The organism is Pseudomonas sp. 2848, from assembly GCF_003253945.1.
In the GTDB taxonomy this organism is placed as follows: domain Bacteria; phylum Pseudomonadota; class Gammaproteobacteria; order Pseudomonadales; family Pseudomonadaceae; genus Aquipseudomonas.
In genome coordinates this window covers 297758-315263 of sequence record NZ_QKZD01000002.1, presented here as the reverse complement: position 1 = coordinate 315263, position 17506 = coordinate 297758, and the positions used below count along the sequence as shown (strand labels likewise).

General features: G+C 64.8%; 20 protein-coding genes. 10 read left to right on the top strand and 10 right to left on the bottom strand.

Annotated features, from left to right (window positions below; all coding sequences use genetic code 11):
• Nucleotide 1: 1 nt before the first annotated feature.
• The 3 genes from DFS21_RS05410 to DFS21_RS05400 all read right to left on the bottom strand — a co-directional run bounded on the left by DFS21_RS05410 (nucleotide 2) and on the right by DFS21_RS05400 (nucleotide 2626).
• On the bottom strand, nucleotides 2-772 hold the full coding sequence (locus tag DFS21_RS05410; RefSeq protein ID WP_110697080.1) for a uroporphyrinogen-III synthase: 771 nt from the start codon (nucleotides 770-772) through the stop codon (nucleotides 2-4).
• A complete protein-coding gene (hemC, locus tag DFS21_RS05405; RefSeq protein WP_110697078.1) occupies nucleotides 769-1710 on the bottom strand; it encodes a hydroxymethylbilane synthase in 942 nt (313 codons plus the stop codon). Before hemC ends, DFS21_RS05410 begins: the two co-directional genes overlap by 4 nt.
• Before the next feature lie 169 nt (nucleotides 1711-1879).
• Nucleotides 1880-2626: a LytTR family DNA-binding domain-containing protein gene (locus tag DFS21_RS05400; RefSeq protein WP_110697052.1), complete on the bottom strand. Its 747-nt coding sequence runs from the start codon at nucleotides 2624-2626 to the stop codon at nucleotides 1880-1882.
• A 297-nt stretch (nucleotides 2627-2923) separates the two neighbouring features.
• Here DFS21_RS05400 and argH point away from each other — a divergent pair, with 297 nt between their 5' ends.
• On the top strand, nucleotides 2924-4318 hold the full coding sequence (argH, locus tag DFS21_RS05395) for an argininosuccinate lyase (protein ID WP_110697050.1): 1395 nt from the start codon (nucleotides 2924-2926) through the stop codon (nucleotides 4316-4318).
• A 114-nt stretch (nucleotides 4319-4432) separates the two neighbouring features.
• Here argH and DFS21_RS05390 read toward each other — a convergent pair whose 3' ends face one another.
• Nucleotides 4433-5092, bottom strand: a complete 660-nt coding sequence (locus DFS21_RS05390) for a glutathione S-transferase (protein ID WP_111531951.1) — start codon at nucleotides 5090-5092, stop codon at nucleotides 4433-4435.
• A gap of 146 nt (nucleotides 5093-5238) precedes the next feature.
• On the opposite strand from DFS21_RS05390, the gene DFS21_RS05385 reads away from it, so the two are divergent.
• From DFS21_RS05385 to DFS21_RS05375, 3 genes are all read left to right on the top strand, one after another.
• Nucleotides 5239-5541, top strand: a complete 303-nt coding sequence (locus tag DFS21_RS05385) for a hypothetical protein (RefSeq protein ID WP_046853681.1) — start codon at nucleotides 5239-5241, stop codon at nucleotides 5539-5541.
• 51 nt (nucleotides 5542-5592) lie between these two features.
• Nucleotides 5593-5838, top strand: a complete 246-nt coding sequence (locus DFS21_RS05380) for a TIGR02647 family protein (protein WP_110697049.1) — start codon at nucleotides 5593-5595, stop codon at nucleotides 5836-5838.
• Nucleotides 5839-5999: 161 nt separating this feature from the next.
• A complete protein-coding gene (locus DFS21_RS05375; protein WP_110697047.1) occupies nucleotides 6000-8864 on the top strand; it encodes a class I adenylate cyclase in 2865 nt (954 codons plus the stop codon).
• Nucleotides 8865-8869: 5 nt separating this feature from the next.
• Here DFS21_RS05375 and rnk read toward each other — a convergent pair whose 3' ends face one another.
• The 3 genes from rnk to cyaY form a co-directional block, all read right to left on the bottom strand.
• Nucleotides 8870-9280, bottom strand: coding sequence for a nucleoside diphosphate kinase regulator (gene rnk / locus DFS21_RS05370; protein ID WP_102683527.1), 411 nt, complete (start codon nucleotides 9278-9280; stop codon nucleotides 8870-8872).
• 155 nt (nucleotides 9281-9435) lie between these two features.
• Nucleotides 9436-9654: a DUF1289 domain-containing protein gene (locus tag DFS21_RS05365; RefSeq protein WP_110697045.1), complete on the bottom strand. Its 219-nt coding sequence runs from the start codon at nucleotides 9652-9654 to the stop codon at nucleotides 9436-9438.
• 1 nt (nucleotide 9655) lies between these two features.
• A complete protein-coding gene (gene cyaY / locus DFS21_RS05360; protein WP_102683529.1) occupies nucleotides 9656-9988 on the bottom strand; it encodes an iron donor protein CyaY in 333 nt (110 codons plus the stop codon).
• A gap of 206 nt (nucleotides 9989-10194) precedes the next feature.
• Here cyaY and DFS21_RS05355 point away from each other — a divergent pair, with 206 nt between their 5' ends.
• The 6 genes from DFS21_RS05355 to DFS21_RS05330 are packed head-to-tail and all read left to right on the top strand — an operon-like array spanning nucleotide 10195 to nucleotide 14808.
• Complete coding sequence (locus DFS21_RS05355; protein WP_102683530.1) at nucleotides 10195-10401, top strand: lipoprotein; 207 nt, start codon at nucleotides 10195-10197, stop codon at nucleotides 10399-10401.
• 9 nt (nucleotides 10402-10410) lie between these two features.
• Nucleotides 10411-11658 (top strand): diaminopimelate decarboxylase, encoded by a 1248-nt coding sequence (gene lysA / locus DFS21_RS05350; protein WP_111531950.1) that lies wholly within the window; start codon nucleotides 10411-10413, stop codon nucleotides 11656-11658.
• Between the two features lie 4 nt (nucleotides 11659-11662).
• Nucleotides 11663-12493 (top strand): diaminopimelate epimerase, encoded by an 831-nt coding sequence (gene dapF / locus DFS21_RS05345; RefSeq protein ID WP_110697041.1) that lies wholly within the window; start codon nucleotides 11663-11665, stop codon nucleotides 12491-12493.
• 13 nt (nucleotides 12494-12506) lie between these two features.
• Nucleotides 12507-13217, top strand: a complete 711-nt coding sequence (locus tag DFS21_RS05340) for a DUF484 family protein (protein ID WP_046853676.1) — start codon at nucleotides 12507-12509, stop codon at nucleotides 13215-13217.
• Entirely contained in the window at nucleotides 13217-14116 is a 900-nt protein-coding gene (xerC, locus tag DFS21_RS05335; protein ID WP_110697039.1) for a tyrosine recombinase XerC, read from the top strand. The genes DFS21_RS05340 and xerC overlap by 1 nt, the downstream gene beginning before the upstream one ends.
• Entirely contained in the window at nucleotides 14113-14808 is a 696-nt protein-coding gene (locus tag DFS21_RS05330) for an HAD family hydrolase (RefSeq protein ID WP_046853674.1), read from the top strand. Before xerC ends, DFS21_RS05330 begins: the two co-directional genes overlap by 4 nt.
• A 58-nt stretch (nucleotides 14809-14866) precedes the next feature.
• Here the strand turns inward: DFS21_RS05330 and sutA are convergent, their stop codons facing one another.
• The 3 genes from sutA to glnK form a co-directional block, all read right to left on the bottom strand.
• On the bottom strand, nucleotides 14867-15196 hold the full coding sequence (gene sutA, locus DFS21_RS05325) for a transcriptional regulator SutA (RefSeq protein WP_023632536.1): 330 nt from the start codon (nucleotides 15194-15196) through the stop codon (nucleotides 14867-14869).
• Between the two features lie 432 nt (nucleotides 15197-15628).
• Complete coding sequence (locus DFS21_RS05320) at nucleotides 15629-16963, bottom strand: ammonium transporter (protein WP_102683535.1); 1335 nt, start codon at nucleotides 16961-16963, stop codon at nucleotides 15629-15631.
• 47 nt (nucleotides 16964-17010) lie between these two features.
• A complete protein-coding gene (glnK, locus tag DFS21_RS05315) occupies nucleotides 17011-17349 on the bottom strand; it encodes a P-II family nitrogen regulator (protein ID WP_002555808.1) in 339 nt (112 codons plus the stop codon).
• Nucleotides 17350-17506 lie beyond the last annotated feature (157 nt).

Here is a 17506-nt window from a genome sequence, read left to right as displayed (position 1 = left end):
CTTAAGAGGCAGGCGCAGCGGTTCGCTGCACGGCTGCCAGCAAGGCCGCGGCGCTGGCGCCACGGCAATCCACAATATCCAGCGCCCCGAGTGCGCGGGCCTGTTCAGCGACCCGTGGGCTGGGTACGAACAGCGGCAATCGGGAAAACCGCGGCCAGTGCGCACCCGCGAGTCGATGCAAGTGTTCCAGCCCCTGCCCACTGCTGACCACCAGGCCATTGAGGCGTTCCCCATCGATGCGTCGGGCGAGGGTTCCGGCAGGGTAGTCGGGCAGGCAGCGGCGATACAATTCCAGATAATCGACACTAGCACCTTGCTCGGCAAGACGCTCGGCCAGCAGTTCACGACCTCCGACGCCGCGCACGATCAGGACGCGAGGCCTCGGTGACTCAGCAATAGCCTCGCGCAAGGCGGGCAGCCCGAGCAAGGCCTCGCTGTCGTCACCGGCCGCTGGAAAGGCCACTTGCAGCCCATGCTCCTGAAGAATTCGCGCCGTCGCCTCACCTACCGTGAACCAACCTGCGGAAGGCGGCTTCACTCCCGCCTGGGCGAGCTGCTCCAGCAGCAGGCGGGCCGCCGGCTTGCTGACCACGATGATGGCCTGAGCCCCGGCGATCGTCCGCAGGCGCTGCATCTGCGCCGGGTCCGGCGCGAGCGCCTCGATCACCAGCAAAGGCAGGCTGGCGCTGGCGATACCCGCGTCGGCCAGCGTCTGCGCCAGTGCCGCACAGTCCTCTTCAGGGCGGGTCAGCAGCAGGCGCCAGGGGCTCACGGGTGGCCGGCCTCGCCGTAGACTTCCTTGAGGATCGCCTCGGCGCCCTGCCCCAGCAGGTCTTCGGCGACCTGTATGCCCAAGGCCTCGGCATCCACGCGCGCAGCGCGGGCTTCAGCCACCAGCAAGGTGCCACCGGAGGGCTGGCCAACCAGGCCACGCAGCCACAGCTGTTCGCCGTCAAGCACCGCGTAGCAGGCGATCGGCACCTGGCAGCCACCATTGAGGCGCTTGTTCAGGGCACGCTCGGCCACCACCCGGTCAGCGGTGTCGGCATGGTGCAGCGGCGCCAGCAAGGCATGAATCTCGGTATCAGCGCTACGGCACTCGATCCCCACCGCGCCCTGGCCACCAGCCGGCAGGCTGTCATCGACACTGATGGAGGCGGTAATGCGGTCCTCGAAGCCGAGGCGGATCAGGCCGGCGGCGGCGAGGATGATGGCGTCGTATTCGCCGGCATCGAGCTTGGCCAGGCGCGTATTGACGTTGCCGCGCAGGAAGCGGATCTGAAGATCGGGCCGACGCGCCAGCAGTTGCGCCTGGCGGCGCAGGCTCGAAGTGCCGACAACACTGCCTGCCGGCAGTGCCTCGAGGCTTGCAAAGGTATTGGAAACAAAGGCATCGCGCGGGTCTTCGCGCTCGCAGATGCAGTACAGGCCCAGGCCTTCGGGGAAGTCCATGGGCACGTCTTTCATCGAATGCACGGCGATGTCGGCTTCGTTGTCGAGCAGGGCGGTTTCCAGCTCCTTGACGAACAGGCCCTTGCCGCCGATCTTCGCCAGCGGCGCGTCGAGCAGCTTGTCGCCACGGCTGACCATGGGCACCAGGGTTACGACGAGACCTGGGTGCGCCTGCTCCAGGCGGGCTTTTACATATTCGGCCTGCCACAGGGCCAAGGCACTTTTACGGGTGGCAATGCGGATTTCGCGAGTGGACATGAAACGCCCCGAACCAGAGAAATGCCGTCGATGATAACAGCTCCTCCGGGTGTGCCCGCAGATTCAGATCAGCAAAGCGCCACGTGGGAACGGGCTTGACCCGCGATTGCGATGGTGGGAAATGCACCTTATCGCGGGGCAAGGCCGCTCTCACGCTGTCGAAGGGTATTCAGTGCAAGGACTGCATCATCTTGCGCACCCCGGCCACATGCCGACGGCTGACGGTCAGGGCATCGCCCTCTAGCCCCTTCAGGTAGAGCTGGAAATGCCCCAGCGGCGTGCGCTGCAACCGTTCGATGCGCTCACGGGCAACCAGCGCGTTGCGGTGAATACGCACAAACCGCTCGCCGAACTCGTCTTCCAGGGCCTTGAGGGGTTCGTCGAGCAGCACTTCGCCTGCCTCGTGGCGCAAGGTGACGTACTTGTGGTCGGCGATGAAATAGATGACCTGGGGAATAGGGATCAACTCGATGCCCTTGCGCGTGCGGGCACTGATATGGCTGCGTGGGCCGCCGGTATCGCCTGCGGGGCGGGTCAACGCCGCCAGCTGGGCGCGGTTGGGTTTTTCAGCCCGACGCAAGGCGTCACGCAGCGCCTGGGGTTGGATGGGCTTCTCGACATGGCTCAAAGTGCTGTCCCTGAAGGCTTCGCTGCCGTATTCGTCGTCGCCGGTGCAGAACACCACCGCCGGCGGCGACTCGCGCTCGCAGAGCCGGGCGGCGACCTGCAGGCCATCGAGGCCCGGCATGCCGATGTCCAGCACCACCACGTCGGGCTTGAGGCTTTCGATCAGGGTCAGGGCCTCCTCGCCGTTGGTGGCGCTGGGCTCCATCACGGTGTAACCCTCCAGCTCGCCAAGCAGCCGGCTCAGGCGCTCGCGGGCCTGGGGTTCATCATCAACGATCAGGACATTCATAATTGCGCTGGATTCCTGAGTGAGTCTCGCACGGGTATAGCGTAGACAAGTGTGGGGCGACCGAAACGCGGTCACGCTACAGACCGGTGCGAAGGCCAAAGATTCACTGGCCTGGCAGATTCACCGCCAGCCCTTTGTCCAACTGTAGACGCTCCGTGGAACACTGCCGTTCAATCGTTGAATATGCCGCACCCCCTTGTTACCGGACGATTCTCGCGACCAGCGCCCTGCGGCGGCAGGCGCAACCCTGCTATGATCGGCGCCACTTTTCCGTTCACGCCTTCAACGAGTGAATCCATGAGCACCGACAAGACCAATCAGTCCTGGGGCGGCCGCTTCAGTGAGCCCGTCGACGCCTTCGTCGCCCGTTTCACCGCCTCGGTCGATTTCGACAAGCGCCTGTACCGCCACGACATCATGGGTTCGATCGCCCACGCCACCATGCTGGCGCAGGTCGGCGTACTCAGCGACGCCGAGCGCGACACCATCATCGATGGCCTGAAGACCATCCAGGGCGAGATCGAGGTCGGCACCTTCGACTGGCGCGTCGACCTGGAAGACGTGCACATGAACATCGAGGCGCGCCTGACCGACCGCATCGGCATCACCGGCAAGAAGCTGCACACTGGCCGCAGCCGCAACGACCAGGTGGCCACCGATATCCGCCTGTGGCTGCGTGACGAGATCGACCTGATCCTGGCCGAGATCACCCGCCTGCAAAAGGGCCTGCTGGAACAGGCCGAGCGTGAAGCCGAAACCATCATGCCCGGTTTCACCCACCTGCAGACCGCCCAGCCGGTTACCTTCGGCCACCACCTGCTGGCCTGGTTCGAAATGCTCAGCCGCGACTACGAGCGCCTGGTCGACTGCCGCAAGCGCGCCAACCGCATGCCCCTGGGCAGCGCCGCGCTGGCCGGCACCACCTACCCGATCGACCGCGAGCTGACCTGCAAGTTGCTGGGCTTCGAAGCCGTGGCCGGCAACTCGCTGGACGGCGTCTCGGACCGCGACTTCGCCATCGAATTCTGCGCGGCCGCCAGCATCGCCATGATGCACCTGTCGCGCTTTTCCGAAGAGCTGGTGCTGTGGACCAGCGCGCAGTTCCAGTTCATCGACTTGCCTGATCGCTTCTGCACCGGCAGCTCGATCATGCCGCAGAAGAAGAACCCGGACGTGCCGGAGCTGGTGCGTGGCAAAAGCGGCCGCGTATTCGGCGCCCTGACCGGCCTGCTGACCCTGATGAAAGGCCAGCCGCTGGCCTACAACAAGGACAACCAGGAAGATAAAGAGCCGCTGTTCGACGCCGCCGACACCCTGCGCGACTCGCTGCGCGCCTTCGCCGACATGATCCCGGCGATCAAGCCCAAGCACGCGATCATGCGCGAAGCGGCCCTGCGCGGCTTCTCCACCGCCACGGACCTCGCCGACTACCTGGTGCGCCGCGGCCTGCCGTTCCGTGACTGCCACGAGATCGTCGGCCACGCGGTGAAACATGGCGTCGACACCGGCAAGGACCTGGCCGAGATGAGCCTGGAAGAGCTGCGCCAGTTCAGCGACCAGATCGAGCAGGACGTGTTTGCCGTGCTGACCCTGGAAGGTTCGGTCAACGCCCGCAACCATATCGGTGGCACCGCGCCGGCCCAGGTGCGCGCGGCAGTGGCTCGCGGCCAGGCACTGCTGGCTTCGCGCTGACAACGCACTCGCGGGGCAAGTCGGGCCGCCGCATCGCCGCTCCCACAAGGCCTGGACAAGGCTCGTGGGAGCGGCGATGCGGCGGCCCGACTTGCCCCGCGATTGTTTACAGCGTTAGCGCTTGTTCTTGATCATTTCGAGGAATGCCGGCATCGCCGCGTCCTTGTCCGCCACGATCCTCGCCATGTGTGGGTTCTCACCCAGCAATTGCAACAGCTTCTTCGCTTCCGTGAAGTCCTCCAGGAAGTCGATGTTCAGCACCTTCTTGCCCACCGCGCAGGCCAGGTCGACCGAGAAACAGAACATCAGGTCGGCGATGGTCAGTTGCTCACCGGCCACATAAGGCGCGAACCTGCCATTGCGCCTGAGGGTGGCAAAGCCCGCCAGCAGATCCACCCGCGCCCGCTCCTTGATCAGCGGCTCCACCGCCGCGCCGAAGAACGCCTCGGCGTAGCAGGTACGCGCTGGCAGCTCGATATACAGCTCGATTTCCCGCAGCAGCTCGCGCACCTTGGCCTGCCCGAAGGCATCGGCCGGCAGCAGCGCCTTGCCGGGCTCGGTCTGTGCGATGTAATCGAGGATCACGCCGGTCTCGCTGATGAAGCCGTGCTCGGTCTGCAGCACCGGTACCTTGCCACGGGGGCTGATGGCCAGGGCTTGAGGCAACTGGCCGCCGAAGAACGGCACCTCTTCGAAGGGCACGCCTTTCTCCAGCAAGGCCAGCTTGACCATGTTGTAGTAGTTGCTGACCGCGAATCCATGAAGCTTGAGCATTGAGACAGCCTCCAAGGCCGTATGGGGTTGGCCCGGCTGTTATAGCGCCCTTGCCCACCCTTGGCCAGTGCCATGCCCGGCGCTGATGGCCGGGCATTGCCAGCGCAGGCGTGGCACACTGTGCGCCTTACCACAGGAGCACCGCCATGAGCGAACCCCAAGACATCGACAGCAATGATGAAGAAGACTTCGCCGAGGCCACCCTGACCCAGGCGATCGAGAACCAGATCGAAAGCGGCGAGCCGCCGGCCGCCAAGGCCACTTTCAACAAGCTGACACTGGTCGGCTACGAGCGTGAAGACATCCTCAACCTCATGGCCCACGTGCTGGCCATCGAGATCGACGCCATGCTCGACGAAGATCGCCCGTTCGATACCGAGTGGTACGAAACCGCCCTGCGCGCCCTGCCGGAGCTGCCACCTGAGGCGGATCAAGGCGACATCGAATAAGCCTGACTACACTCCTGACTTCCATCCTTGTTTCGAAGTCAGGAGTTGCCCATGTCCTTCACCCCGGAACTGATCGCCGAACTGGAAGTGCTTGCCCTGTTCAACCTGGACAGCCACCAGGAAGGCATCAAGGTTGGCAGCAGCGCCTCCCCGGCCCTGATCGCCGCCGCCCAGCGCCTGTACGACAAAGAGCTCACCGACCAGCCTGATGGTGGCTACCTCACCAGCCTGGGCAACGATGCCGCCGAAAGCGTCCAGCTGCTTCTGACCATCCTAAAGACCCCGCAGCCAGCCTGATTTAACCAACCCCGCCCTCACCCCGTGGGAGCGGGCTTGCCCCGCGATGAGCCCCCAGACGAACGTTGCAAAACTGAAGTCAAAAAGCCACCAACCCCTTATCCGACCGCGCCACTCAGGCTAAACTCGCCAGAGCTTCCCCCGGCCTGCCTGAGCGCGCAATGAACCACCCCCACGAAATCCGCCCCGACCTGGATCAAGGCATCGACCGCAAGGAGCTGGCCAAGCTGCGTGCGCGCTTCCTGAAAATCAACCAGGGCCGCCTGGCACGGGCGATGGAAGGGTTATCCACACGCCAGCAGCAGGTCCTCACGCTGCTGCCGCTGTTCTTCCACGTCAATCATCCGCTGTTACCAGGCTATGTTTCCGGCACCACCCCCGCCGGCGTCTCCGGTTTCGAGCCCGACGACGAACTGCTCGCCGAAGTCCAGCGCCTGACCCGCTCGTTCACCTACAAGCCGCGCCACGGCAAGCCAGCGCAGCCGATCCACGGCCTGTTCCTGATGGGCAGCCTCGGCACGCTGGCCCAGGCCGAACAGAGCGACATGGACCTTTGGGTTTGCCATGCACCGGACCTGGACGAGCAGGCCGTGGCCGACTTGCGACGCAAGTGCCAGCTGCTCGAAACCTGGGCGACCAGCCAAGGCGCCGAAGCTCATTTTTTCCTGATCGAACCCCAGGGCTTCGTCCAGGGCGAGCGCGATGGCCAGCTCAGCTCCGACGACTGCGGCACCACCCAGCATTACCTGCTGCTCGACGAGTTCTACCGCACCGCCATCTGGCTGGCCGGGCGCACGCCGCTGTGGTGGCTGGTGCCGGTGTACCAGGAACACAACTACCGCGACTACACCCAGACACTGCTGTCCAAGCGCTTCATCCGCGCCCAGGACGATCTCGACCTGGGACACCTGGCGCACATTCCGTCGGGCGAGTTCGTCGGCGCCGGGCTGTGGCAGCTATTCAAGGGTATCGACTCACCCTACAAGTCGCTGCTCAAGCTGCTGCTCACCGAGGCCTACGCCAGCGAGCACCCGCAGGTGCGTTGCCTGAGCCTGGACTACAAACGGGCCGTGTTCGCCAACCAGCTGGATCTGGATGAGCTCGACCCCTACGTGATGGTCTACCGCCGCATCGAACGCTACCTGCTCCTGCGCGGCGAGCCGGCACGCCTGGAGCTGGTGCGGCGCAGCCTGTACCTGAAGGTAAACAAGAAGCTCGGCGACCAGGGCCGTACACGTAGTGGGGGCTGGCAACGCCAGCTCTTGGGGCGCCTGACCGAAGAATGGGGCTGGGACGAGCGCCAACTGGCGCTGCTCGACAGTCGCAGCCAGTGGAAAGTGCGCCAAGTGGCGGTCGAGCGCCGCGAACTGGTGGCAGAGCTGAACCACAGTTACCGCTTCCTGACCCAGTTTGCCCGCCAGCAGAACGCCAACAGCCGCGCCGACCAGCGTGACCTCAATGTGCTTGGCCGCCGCCTCTACGCCGCCTTCGAGCGCCGGGCCGGCAAGATCGAGGTGATCAACCCGGGCATCGCCCCGGACCTGGCCGAGGACACCCTGACCCTGGTGCAATCACCCAACCGCAAGGAACCGGGCACACACCACTGGGGGCTGTACAACGGCAACCTGGGTGTGCACGAGTGGGAGCACTTCAGCCCGATCAAGCGCTGCCGCGAACTGTTAGAGCTGCTCACCTGGGCCCATCGCAACGGCGTGATCGACAGCAGCACGCGCCTGGCCCTGCACCCAGGTGTCAGCGACCTGAGCGAGTTCGAGCTGTTCAACCTGATAGGCAGCCTGCAGCAGAGCATCCCCCTGCCCCTGGAGACAGTCAGCGAGGTGCGCCTGCTGCAGCCGAGCGTGGCCGACGAGATCCTGCTGTTGGTGAATGTCGGCGTCGACCCGCTGCGCCATCAGCGCGACCTGAACATTCTGATGACCACTGAGCGCACCGACTCGCTGAGCTACGCCGGGGTGCGCGAGAACCTGGTGCTGACCCTCGACCAGATCACCCTCAACAGCTGGAACGAGGTGCTGGTGCAACGCTACGACGGCGAGCATGCGCTGGCGCGCTGCCTGCGCGACTTCCTCAACAGCCTGGGCCAGCGCAGCCACCGCCCGCGGGTGCGGGTACGCTGCTATTGCCACAACCGCGCCCAGGCCATCAGCCAGCGGGTCGAGGAGATCTTCGACACCGTGCAATTGCTGCTCGACCAGGGCCTGAATCACCGTTACCTGCTGCAGGTGGCCCAGCACACCCACATCCTCGACCTGCAGCCCGGGCAGGTGACCCTGGCCAGCCTCGCCGACCACGACGCGGTGCTGGCGGCCCTCGGCGAGGAGCGCGGCAGATACAGCCCGTTGCACCTGGACACCCACGCCCTGCAGGACCACGACCTGCCGCTGGTCCTGGCCCAGGGCCAGCCCGGCTGCATCCAGGTGTTCTACCGCCTGTTCGAGGGCTGGGCCGACCTGTACGTGCTCGATGAGCACAACGCGCTCTGGCAACAACGGCTGCCACTGCAGGACGAGCCGCACCTGCTGCTGCCGCTGCAACGCTTCCTGCAATCGATGCTGATGCGCCGCGACGCCCAGTTGCCACTGGACAGCCTGCCGCTGGCATCGCTGCGCATCCTCTATTACCAGTTGCTGCCCTCAGGCATCGGCAAGGCACGCAGCCTGGAGCCAAGACCGACACCTTCGGACAACCAGAACCAGGCGTATTTCGAAGTTCAGGCGATCCTCCAGGCCGGCACGGGCGAAGAGGTGCATGTCACCCTTTACTGCGACCAGCAGGAGTTTTCCGAACTGGAGCATGGCGACCAGCTGTATGCCGTGGTCGCCCGGCAGATCCTGCGCCAGCGCCGCGGCAGCGGCAGTTACCGCTGCTACATCACCGACCTCGACCTGTCCGAGCTGCTGGAGGACGAGCAAGGGTCCACCAGCCTCTACCTGCGCTACAAACGCGAGCTGGAGCAGGCACTCAACGATGGGCTGGAGCAACTGCAGGCGCAGCTGGAGCCCTGATCACCTCAGAGATCGAAATCGCCTGCCGCTTCCGGCTGGTACTCGACTGCCAGCAGCTCGAGCTTGAGCGTCTTGCCGCCCGGCGCCGGCCAGTCGATCTGGTCGCCCACCGACAGGCCCAGCAGTGCGCAGCCGATCGGCGCAAGGATCGAGACGTTGCCTTCAGGGCCAGCGTCCTTCGGATACACCAGGGTCAGGTGGTAATCCTTGCCACTGGCGATCTCGCGGCAGTGCACGCGGGAGTTCATGGTCACCACGCCGGCCGGGACTTCCTCGTGACCCACCACGTTCTCGGCGCGGTCCAGCTCGTCCTGCAGGGCGAGCACACCCGGGGTGCTTTCATCGAGGGCGTCGAGCAGGCGCTCGAGACGCTGCACGTCCAGTCGGGTGAGGATGAGGGAAGGCTTGGTGCTCATGATCCAGTCAGACTCCTTTGAACAGGCAATTTACTAAAGGCAGATAAAGCAAAACCCCGCCCAAGGGCGGGGTTTGTGAAATGCTTGGCGTCACCGACGCAGACCCTGACACTACCACAGCGGGGCAAATACTCAAGCCCACACCGTCGTTGTGGCTATGCCTGGCGCCCTGTTTTCAGGGCCAGCGCCTCGCGGCAGATCTGCCGGCGCCGTTCGTCATCGGCCGAGCGCCACTCACGGATATGCTCGACGTGGCGGTGGCAGCCGGTACAGACCTTGTACTCATCCAGCCGACATATGCTGATACAAGGTGACGGCACCGCCGGGCTCACATTGCTGTAGAGCGGCTTGGGCGGCCTGGGCTGTTCGCTCATTTCAGATCTCGTCGAAGTCCAGCTTCTCGCCGGCCCGCTCCCAGACGATGCGCTCGAGCATCTCGCCGAGCAGCTCTTCGCTCTTCTCGCACACCCACTTGCCGCTCTCTTCGTCGTAATCGAAGTGGAAACCACCGGACTTGTCCGCCAGCCACAATTGGCGCAGCGGCTCCTGGCGGCTGAAGATCAGCTGGCTGCCGTTATCGAACTTGATGGTCAGGACGCCAGCGGAGTTCTCCATGTCCAGGTCCATGCCGCTTTCATCGAACAGATCTTCCAGGGCCTGTTGGGTCGCGTCGACCAGGTCGTGGAAACGCGCTTCGCTCAAACTCATTGCAAGGACCTCGAAAAATGGCTGTACACACGCAAGCCGGGCACGATAAGGGCGAAAGCCTCAAGCTACAAGCTAATAGCTGTAAGAAAAAGCCGCATCGCCTTTGGTCGCCGCACCGCCGCCAAGGGGGTGCCCCTTGCATAGGCAATCAGGTGGTCGCTCGGTATACTCGGCCGCAATACTGCATATTTCCAAGGATTTCACCCATGAAACGCCTGATTTCCTCCCTCGCGGCGCTGGTCGCGGTCGCCTGCCTCGTTTCGGCCTGCGGTCAGAAAGGCCCCCTGTACCTGCCAGAAGACGGCAAGGACGGCAAAGGCCCGCGCAAGTCGCACCAGCATGCCAAGCCAGTCCAGCCGCAACCTGTGCTGGAGCAGCAGCAAGAGCAGCCAGAAGAGTCGCCCGCGCAGTAAGGAAATCCCATGGATGCATTCAACTACCGCGGCGGTGAGCTGTTCGCGGAAGGGGTGGCCCTGTCGGCGATCGCCGAACGCTTCGGGACGCCCACCTACGTGTACTCGCGAGCCCATATCGAGGCGCAGTACCGCAACTACACCGATGCCCTGCACGGGCTGGAGCACCTGGTCTGCTTCGCGGTCAAGGCCAATTCCAACCTGGGCGTGCTGAACCTGCTGGCGCGCCTGGGCGCGGGCTTCGACATCGTTTCCGGCGGTGAGCTGGAGCGCGTGCTGGCCGCCGGTGGCCGCGCCGATCGCGTGGTGTTCTCCGGTGTCGGCAAGACCCGCGAGGACATGCGCCGCGCCCTGGAAGTGGGCGTGCACTGTTTCAACGTCGAGTCCACCGACGAGCTCGAGCGCCTGCAAGTGGTGGCCGCCGAGATGGGCAAGGTCGCGCCGGTGTCGCTGCGCGTGAACCCGGACGTCGACGCCGGCACCCACCCTTACATCTCCACTGGCCTCAAGGAAAACAAGTTCGGCATCGCCATTGCCGACGCCGAGGCCATCTACGTGCGCGCCGCGCAGTTGCCGAACCTCGACGTGGTCGGTGTTGACTGCCACATCGGCTCACAGCTGACCACCGTCGAACCGTTCCTCGATGCCCTCGACCGCCTGCTGGTGCTGGTCGATCGCCTGGCCGAGTGCGGCATCCACCTGCGCCATCTCGACCTGGGTGGCGGTGTCGGCGTGCGCTATCGCGACGAACAGCCGCCGGAGCTTGCCGACTACATCAAGGCCATTCGCGAGCGCATCGGCAGCCGCGACCTGGCCCTGGTGTTCGAGCCGGGCCGCTACATCGTCGCCAACGGCGGCGTGCTGCTGACCCGCGTGGAATACCTCAAGCACACCGAGCACAAGGACTTCGCCATCATCGACGCGGCGATGAACGACCTGATCCGCCCGGCCTTGTACCAGGCCTGGATGGACATCAGCGCAGTCAAGCCTCGCGAAGGCGAAGGTCGGGCCTACGACTTGGTCGGCCCGATCTGCGAGACCGGCGACTTCCTGGGCAAGGACCGCGTGCTGGACCTGGCCGAGGGCGACCTGCTGGCCGTGCGCTCCGCGGGCGCCTATGGTTTCGTCATGAGCTCCAACTACAACACCCGTGGCCGCTGCGCCGAAGTGCTGGTCGATGGCGATCAGGCCTTCGAAGTGCGTCGCCGCGAGACCATCACCGAACTGTTCGCCGGCGAAAGCCTGCTGCCGGAGTGAACCCATGCTGCTGCGTTTTACCAAGATGCACGGGCTGGGCAACGACTTCATGGTCCTCGACCTGGTCAGCCAGCACGCACACATCCAACCCAAGCACGCCAAGCAATGGGGTGACCGCAACACAGGCATCGGCTTCGACCAGCTGCTGATCGTCGAGGCGCCGAACAACCCGGATGTCGACTTCCGCTACCGTATCTTCAACGCCGATGGCTCCGAGGTCGAACAGTGCGGCAACGGCGCGCGCTGCTTCGCCCGTTTCGTCCTGGACAAGCGCCTGACCGCGAAGAAGCGCATTCGCGTCGAGACCAAGGGCGGCATCATCGTGCTCGATGTGCGCAACGACGGGCAGATCTGCGTCGACATGGGCCCGCCGCGCTTCACGCCGGCCGAGGTCCCGTTCATCGCCGATGAGCAGGCGAGCAGCTATGCACTCGAAGTCGACGGCCAGGTGCACCAGATCGCCGCCGTGTCCATGGGCAACCCGCATTCGGTGCTGCGCGTGGACGATGTGCGCAACGCGCCGGTCCATGAGCTGGGCCCGAAGATCGAGCATCACCCGCGCTTTCCGCAGCGGGTCAATGCCGGCTTCATCCAGGTAGTCGACCGCCACCGCGCCAACCTGCGCGTGTGGGAGCGTGGCGCGGGCGAGACCCAGGCCTGCGGCACAGGCGCCTGCGCCGCCGCCGTGGCGGCGATCAGCCAAGGCTGGATGGACTCACCGGTGACCATCGACCTGCCAGGCGGGCGCCTGAGCATCGAGTGGGCCGGCCCCGGCAAGCCGGTGCTGATGACCGGCCCCGCCGTTCGTGTGTTCGAAGGACAAGTTCGTCTCTAAGCGAGTATCCGCCATGACCGATCAGCCTAACGTTGCATCCCCGCAGGCCAGTGAGCTCGATGCCGAAGCGGTGGTCGCCTACCTGCGCGCCCACCCGACCTTCTTCGCCGAGCACGACGAGCTGCTGGTCGAACAGCGCATTCCTCACCAGCGCGGCGACAGCGTGTCGCTGGTGGAACGCCAGCTCAAGCTGCTGCGCGATCGCAACATCGAGATGCGCCATCGCCTGTCGCAACTGATGGACGTGGCCCGCGACAACGACCGGCTGTTCGACAAGACCCGCCGGCTGATCCTCGACCTGCTCGACGCCAGCACCCTGGAAGAGGTGGTGATGGCGGTCGAGGACAGCCTGCGCCAGGAGTTCCAGGTACCCTTCGTCAGCCTGATCCTGTTCGGCGAAAACGCGGCGCCCGTGGGGCGCTGGGTTTCCGGGGCCGAGGCGCAGCAGGCCATCGGCGGCCTGATCGGCGGCGGCAAGACCATCAGCGGCAGCCTGCGCGAACATGAGCTGGCGTTCCTGTTCGGCAACGATCAGCACAAGGAAGTCGGCTCCAGCGCCGTGGCCACCCTCGAGTACCAGGGCCTGCACGGCGTACTGGCGATCGGCAGCCGCGATCCGCAGCACTACAAGAGCAGTGTCGGCACCCTGTTCCTCAGCTACATCGCCGAAGTGCTCGGCCGCGTGGTGCCGCGCTTTACCCAGACTCTGCGCTCGGTGCGCTGATGGAACGCCAGCTGGAGGCTTATTGCGCACACCTGCGCAACGAGCGCCAGGTGTCCGAGCACACCCTGCTGGCCTACCGTCGTGACCTCGAGAAGGTCATCGAATTCTGCAACGCCCAGGGCATCGCCGGCTGGGCTGCCCTGCAGGTCCAGCAACTGCGCCAGCTGGTCGCCCGCCAGCACCATCACGGCCAGTCCTCGCGCAGCCTGGCGCGCCTGCTCTCGGCGGTGCGCGGGCTGTACCGCTACCTCAACCGCGAAGGGCTGTGCCAGCACGATCCGGCCAACGGCCTGGCGCCACCCAAGGGTGAGCGGCGCCTGCCCAAGGTACTGGACACCGACCGCGCCCTGCAGTTGCTCGACGGCGGCGTCGACGACGCGTTCATCGCCCGCCGCGACCAGGCCATCCTCGAACTGTTCTATTCGTCCGGCCTGCGCCTGTCGGAGCTGACCGGGCTCGACCTCGAGCACCTGGACCTGGCTGCCGGGCTGGTGCAGGTGCAAGGCAAGGGCGGCAAGAGCCGCGTGCTGCCGGTTGGCCGCAAGGCCCGGGAGGCGCTGCAGGCCTGGTTGAAACTGCGCGGCATCGCCGGCCCGCAGGACAGCGCCGTGTTCCTCAGCCGCCAGGGCAAGCGCCTCGGTCCCCGAGCCATCCAGCTGCGGGTCAAGGCCGCCGGCGAGCGCGAGCTCGGCCAGCACCTGCACCCGCACATGCTTCGCCATTCCTTCGCCAGCCATCTGCTGGAATCGTCCCAGGACCTGCGCGCGGTGCAGGAGATGCTAGGCCACGCCGACATCAGCACTACGCAGATCTATACCCACCTGGACTTCCAGCACCTGGCCGCGGTGTACGACAGCGCCCACCCCCGGGCCAAACGCAGCAAGGACACGGACTCATGAGCATCAAGCTGATCACCTTCGACCTGGACGACACCCTCTGGGATACCGCACCGGTCATCGCCAGCGCCGAAGTCGTCCTGCGCGACTGGCTCGAAGCCAACGCGCCGATTCTCGGTGGCGTGCCGGTCGAGCACCTGTTCGCCATCCGCGAGCGCCTGGTACAGGCCGAGCCGGGCCTCAAGCACCGTATCAGCGCCCTGCGCCGGCGGGTGCTGTTCCATGCCCTGGAAGAGGTCGGCTACAGCGAAAAACACGCCCAGGAACTGGCCAACGAAGGTTTCGAGGTGTTCCTGCATGCGCGGCACCAAGTCGAGGTGTTCCCAGAGGTGCAGCCGGTGCTGGAGATCCTGCGGCATCACTACACCCTCGGCGTGGTCACCAACGGCAATGCCGACGTGCGCAGGCTCGGCCTGGCGGACTACTTCCGCTTCGCCCTGTGCGCGGAAGACCTGGGGATTGGCAAGCCGGACCCTGCACCTTTCCTCGAAGCGCTGAAGCGCGGCGAGGTGGACGCAGGAGCGGCGGTGCACGTCGGCGACCACCCGGGCGACGACATAGCCGGCGCCCAGCGCGCCGGGCTGCGGGCGGTGTGGTTCAACCCCCAGCACAAGCCCTGGAGCGGCGAACAGGCGCCGGATGCGGAGATCCAGCGTTTGTCGCAGTTGCCAGACGTGCTAGCACGCTGGCGCTGACTGACAGTCGCCCACAAAAAAGCCCGCAGCGACGGCGGGCTTCTTTGCGCTCAGCCACTCAGATAGGGCGGCTGCCGTACTTGTTGTCCGGCTTCTTGGGCGGATCGGCGACCACGTTGGCCTCCACTTCCTGCACCTTGCCACCGCGCGAAAGGAACTCTTCCATCGCCTTGGCCAGCGCGTCGCGCTCTTTCTGCTTGGCTTCCATGCTCGGCATCTCGTCTACCGAGACAGCCGCCTTGGACTTGCCCTTGGCAGCAGGTGCCGGGCTGCTGTCGTCATCGCCGGCATCTTCCGCGCCATCGTCGGCCGCAGCTTCCAGGCCGTCATCAGCCTCGTCTTCGTCGCCTACTTCGAGGTCATCATTTTCCAGATCGTCGTCGCTCATGTTCTACCTCATGACTTGCAAAAAGCAGGTTAGTTATAGACCGGTGCAGCCGTAGACCGGCAGCCACCAGTGAAAATTCAACTGGCCGTGGGTTGGCCACTGCCCTGGGTGTCCGCCCCCTCATGGGAGGCCCGGCACCCTGCAGGCCCTGCTCCTGGCAAGGCCTGACAAAATCCTTTGAACCCTTGCTGGCCACAGGCTATTGGCAAGCCTAGCAAAGGGTGGCGAAGTGTGTGGACTACTCGTCCAGCTCCCTTCGGCGCGCATTCTAGCGCGCTCGCAGAAAAAGCAAAGCTCCAGAAACGCCCAATGACTTGTAAGTTTTCTACCTGCGTCGCGATCACGACAGAGAAACCGTTTGCCCGGCGCGAATCGGCAAACTACAGGCAAAAAAAATGCCCGGCGAGCCGGGCAAGTTTTCCAGCGTGGCGGTTACAGGTTGTAGCCGCGCTCGTTGTGCTGAGCCAGGTCGAGGCCGACCGACTCTTCTTCTTCGCTGACCCGCAGGCCCATCACCAGGTCCAGGACCTTGAGAATCACGTAGGTGACGATGGCGGTGTAGACCACGGTGAAGATCACGCCCTTGGCCTGGATCCAGAACTGCGCGGCGATATCGGTGACCGCGCCGAAGCCGCCCAGGGCAGGTGCCGCGAACACACCGGTGAGCAGGGCGCCGATGATGCCGCCGATACCGTGCACGCCGAAGGCGTCGAGGGAGTCGTCATAACCCAGCTTGCGCTTGAGGCTGGTGGCGCAGAAGTAGCAGACCACGCCGGACACCAGGCCGATCACCAGGGCGCCCATCGGGCCGACGGTACCCGCGGCAGGGGTGATGGCGACCAGACCGGCGACCACGCCCGAAGCAATGCCCAGTGCGCTCGGTTTACCGTGGAAAACCCACTCGGCGAACATCCAGCCCAAGGCGGCGGCGGCGGTAGCGATCTGGGTCACCAGCATGGCCATGCCGGCGGTACCGTTGGCCGCCGCAGCGGAACCTGCGTTGAAGCCGAACCAGCCGATCCACAGCATGGCCGCACCCATCAACGTGTAGCCCAAGTTGTGCGGAGCCATCGGCGTAGTCGGGTAGCCCTTGCGCTTGCCCAGCACCAGGCAGCAGACCAGGCCGGCGATACCGGCATTGATGTGCACCACGGTGCCGCCCGCGAAGTCCAGCACGCCCCAGTCCCACATCAGCGCGCCGTCACCACTCCAGACCATGTGCGCGATCGGCGCGTAGACCAAGGTGAACCACACACCCATGAAAATCAGCATGGCCGAGAACTTCATGCGTTCTGCGAAGGCACCGACGATCAGCGCCGGGGTGATGATGGCGAAAGTCATCTGGAAGGTGATGAATACCGCCTCGGGGAACAACGCGGTAGCCGAGGTCAGGCCCGACGGCGTGACGCCGCTGAGGAAGGCCTTGGAGAAGCCACCGATGAAGGAGTTGAAATTGAGCACGCCCTTTTCCATACCGGCGGTATCGAAAGCCAGGCTGTAGCCGTAGATGACCCAGAGGATGCTGATCAGGCCGGTGATGGCAAAGCACTGCATCATCACCGACAGCACGTTCTTCGAGCGCACCATGCCGCCGTAGAACAGGGCCAGGCCCGGGATGGTCATGAACAGGACCAATGCCGTCGAAGTGAGCATCCAGGCGGTGTCGCCGGAGTTCAGCACAGGGGCGGCAGTTTCCTCGGCCAGGGCCAGCCCTGGCATTACGAGGGACAATAGGGCTCCTAGCCCTGCGATCTTGCGCAGAGTCATGTTGTTTTCTCCTGGGGCGTTGGGTTTGGTGAGGCTTTGCTTGGCGCTTAGATCGCGTCGGTATCGGTTTCGCCGGTACGGATGCGGATCGCCTGCTCCAGATTGACCACGAAGATCTTGCCGTCGCCGATCTTGCCGGTGTTGGCTGCCTTGGTGATGGCTTCGATCACCCGATCGAGGTCCTTGTCGTCGATGGCGACATCGATCTTCACCTTGGGCAGGAAATCGACCACGTATTCAGCGCCGCGATACAGCTCGGTGTGACCCTTCTGCCGGCCGAAACCTTTGACCTCGGTCACGGTGATGCCCTGCACGCCGATTTCCGACAGCGACTCGCGCACGTCGTCCAGCTTGAACGGCTTGATGATGGCAGTGACTAGCTTCATGAAACTCTCTCCCGATTTGATGGACTTGCCCCAGGAAAACAAACCCGTCTCAAGTCTAAGCGCAGCGCCTGGCTTTGTAACGCATCGTCGGCTCCATTCTCCCCGCCGACACACGATCCGCCTGTGACGAAGGACCTTGCGGCTCCGCCTGCGCACT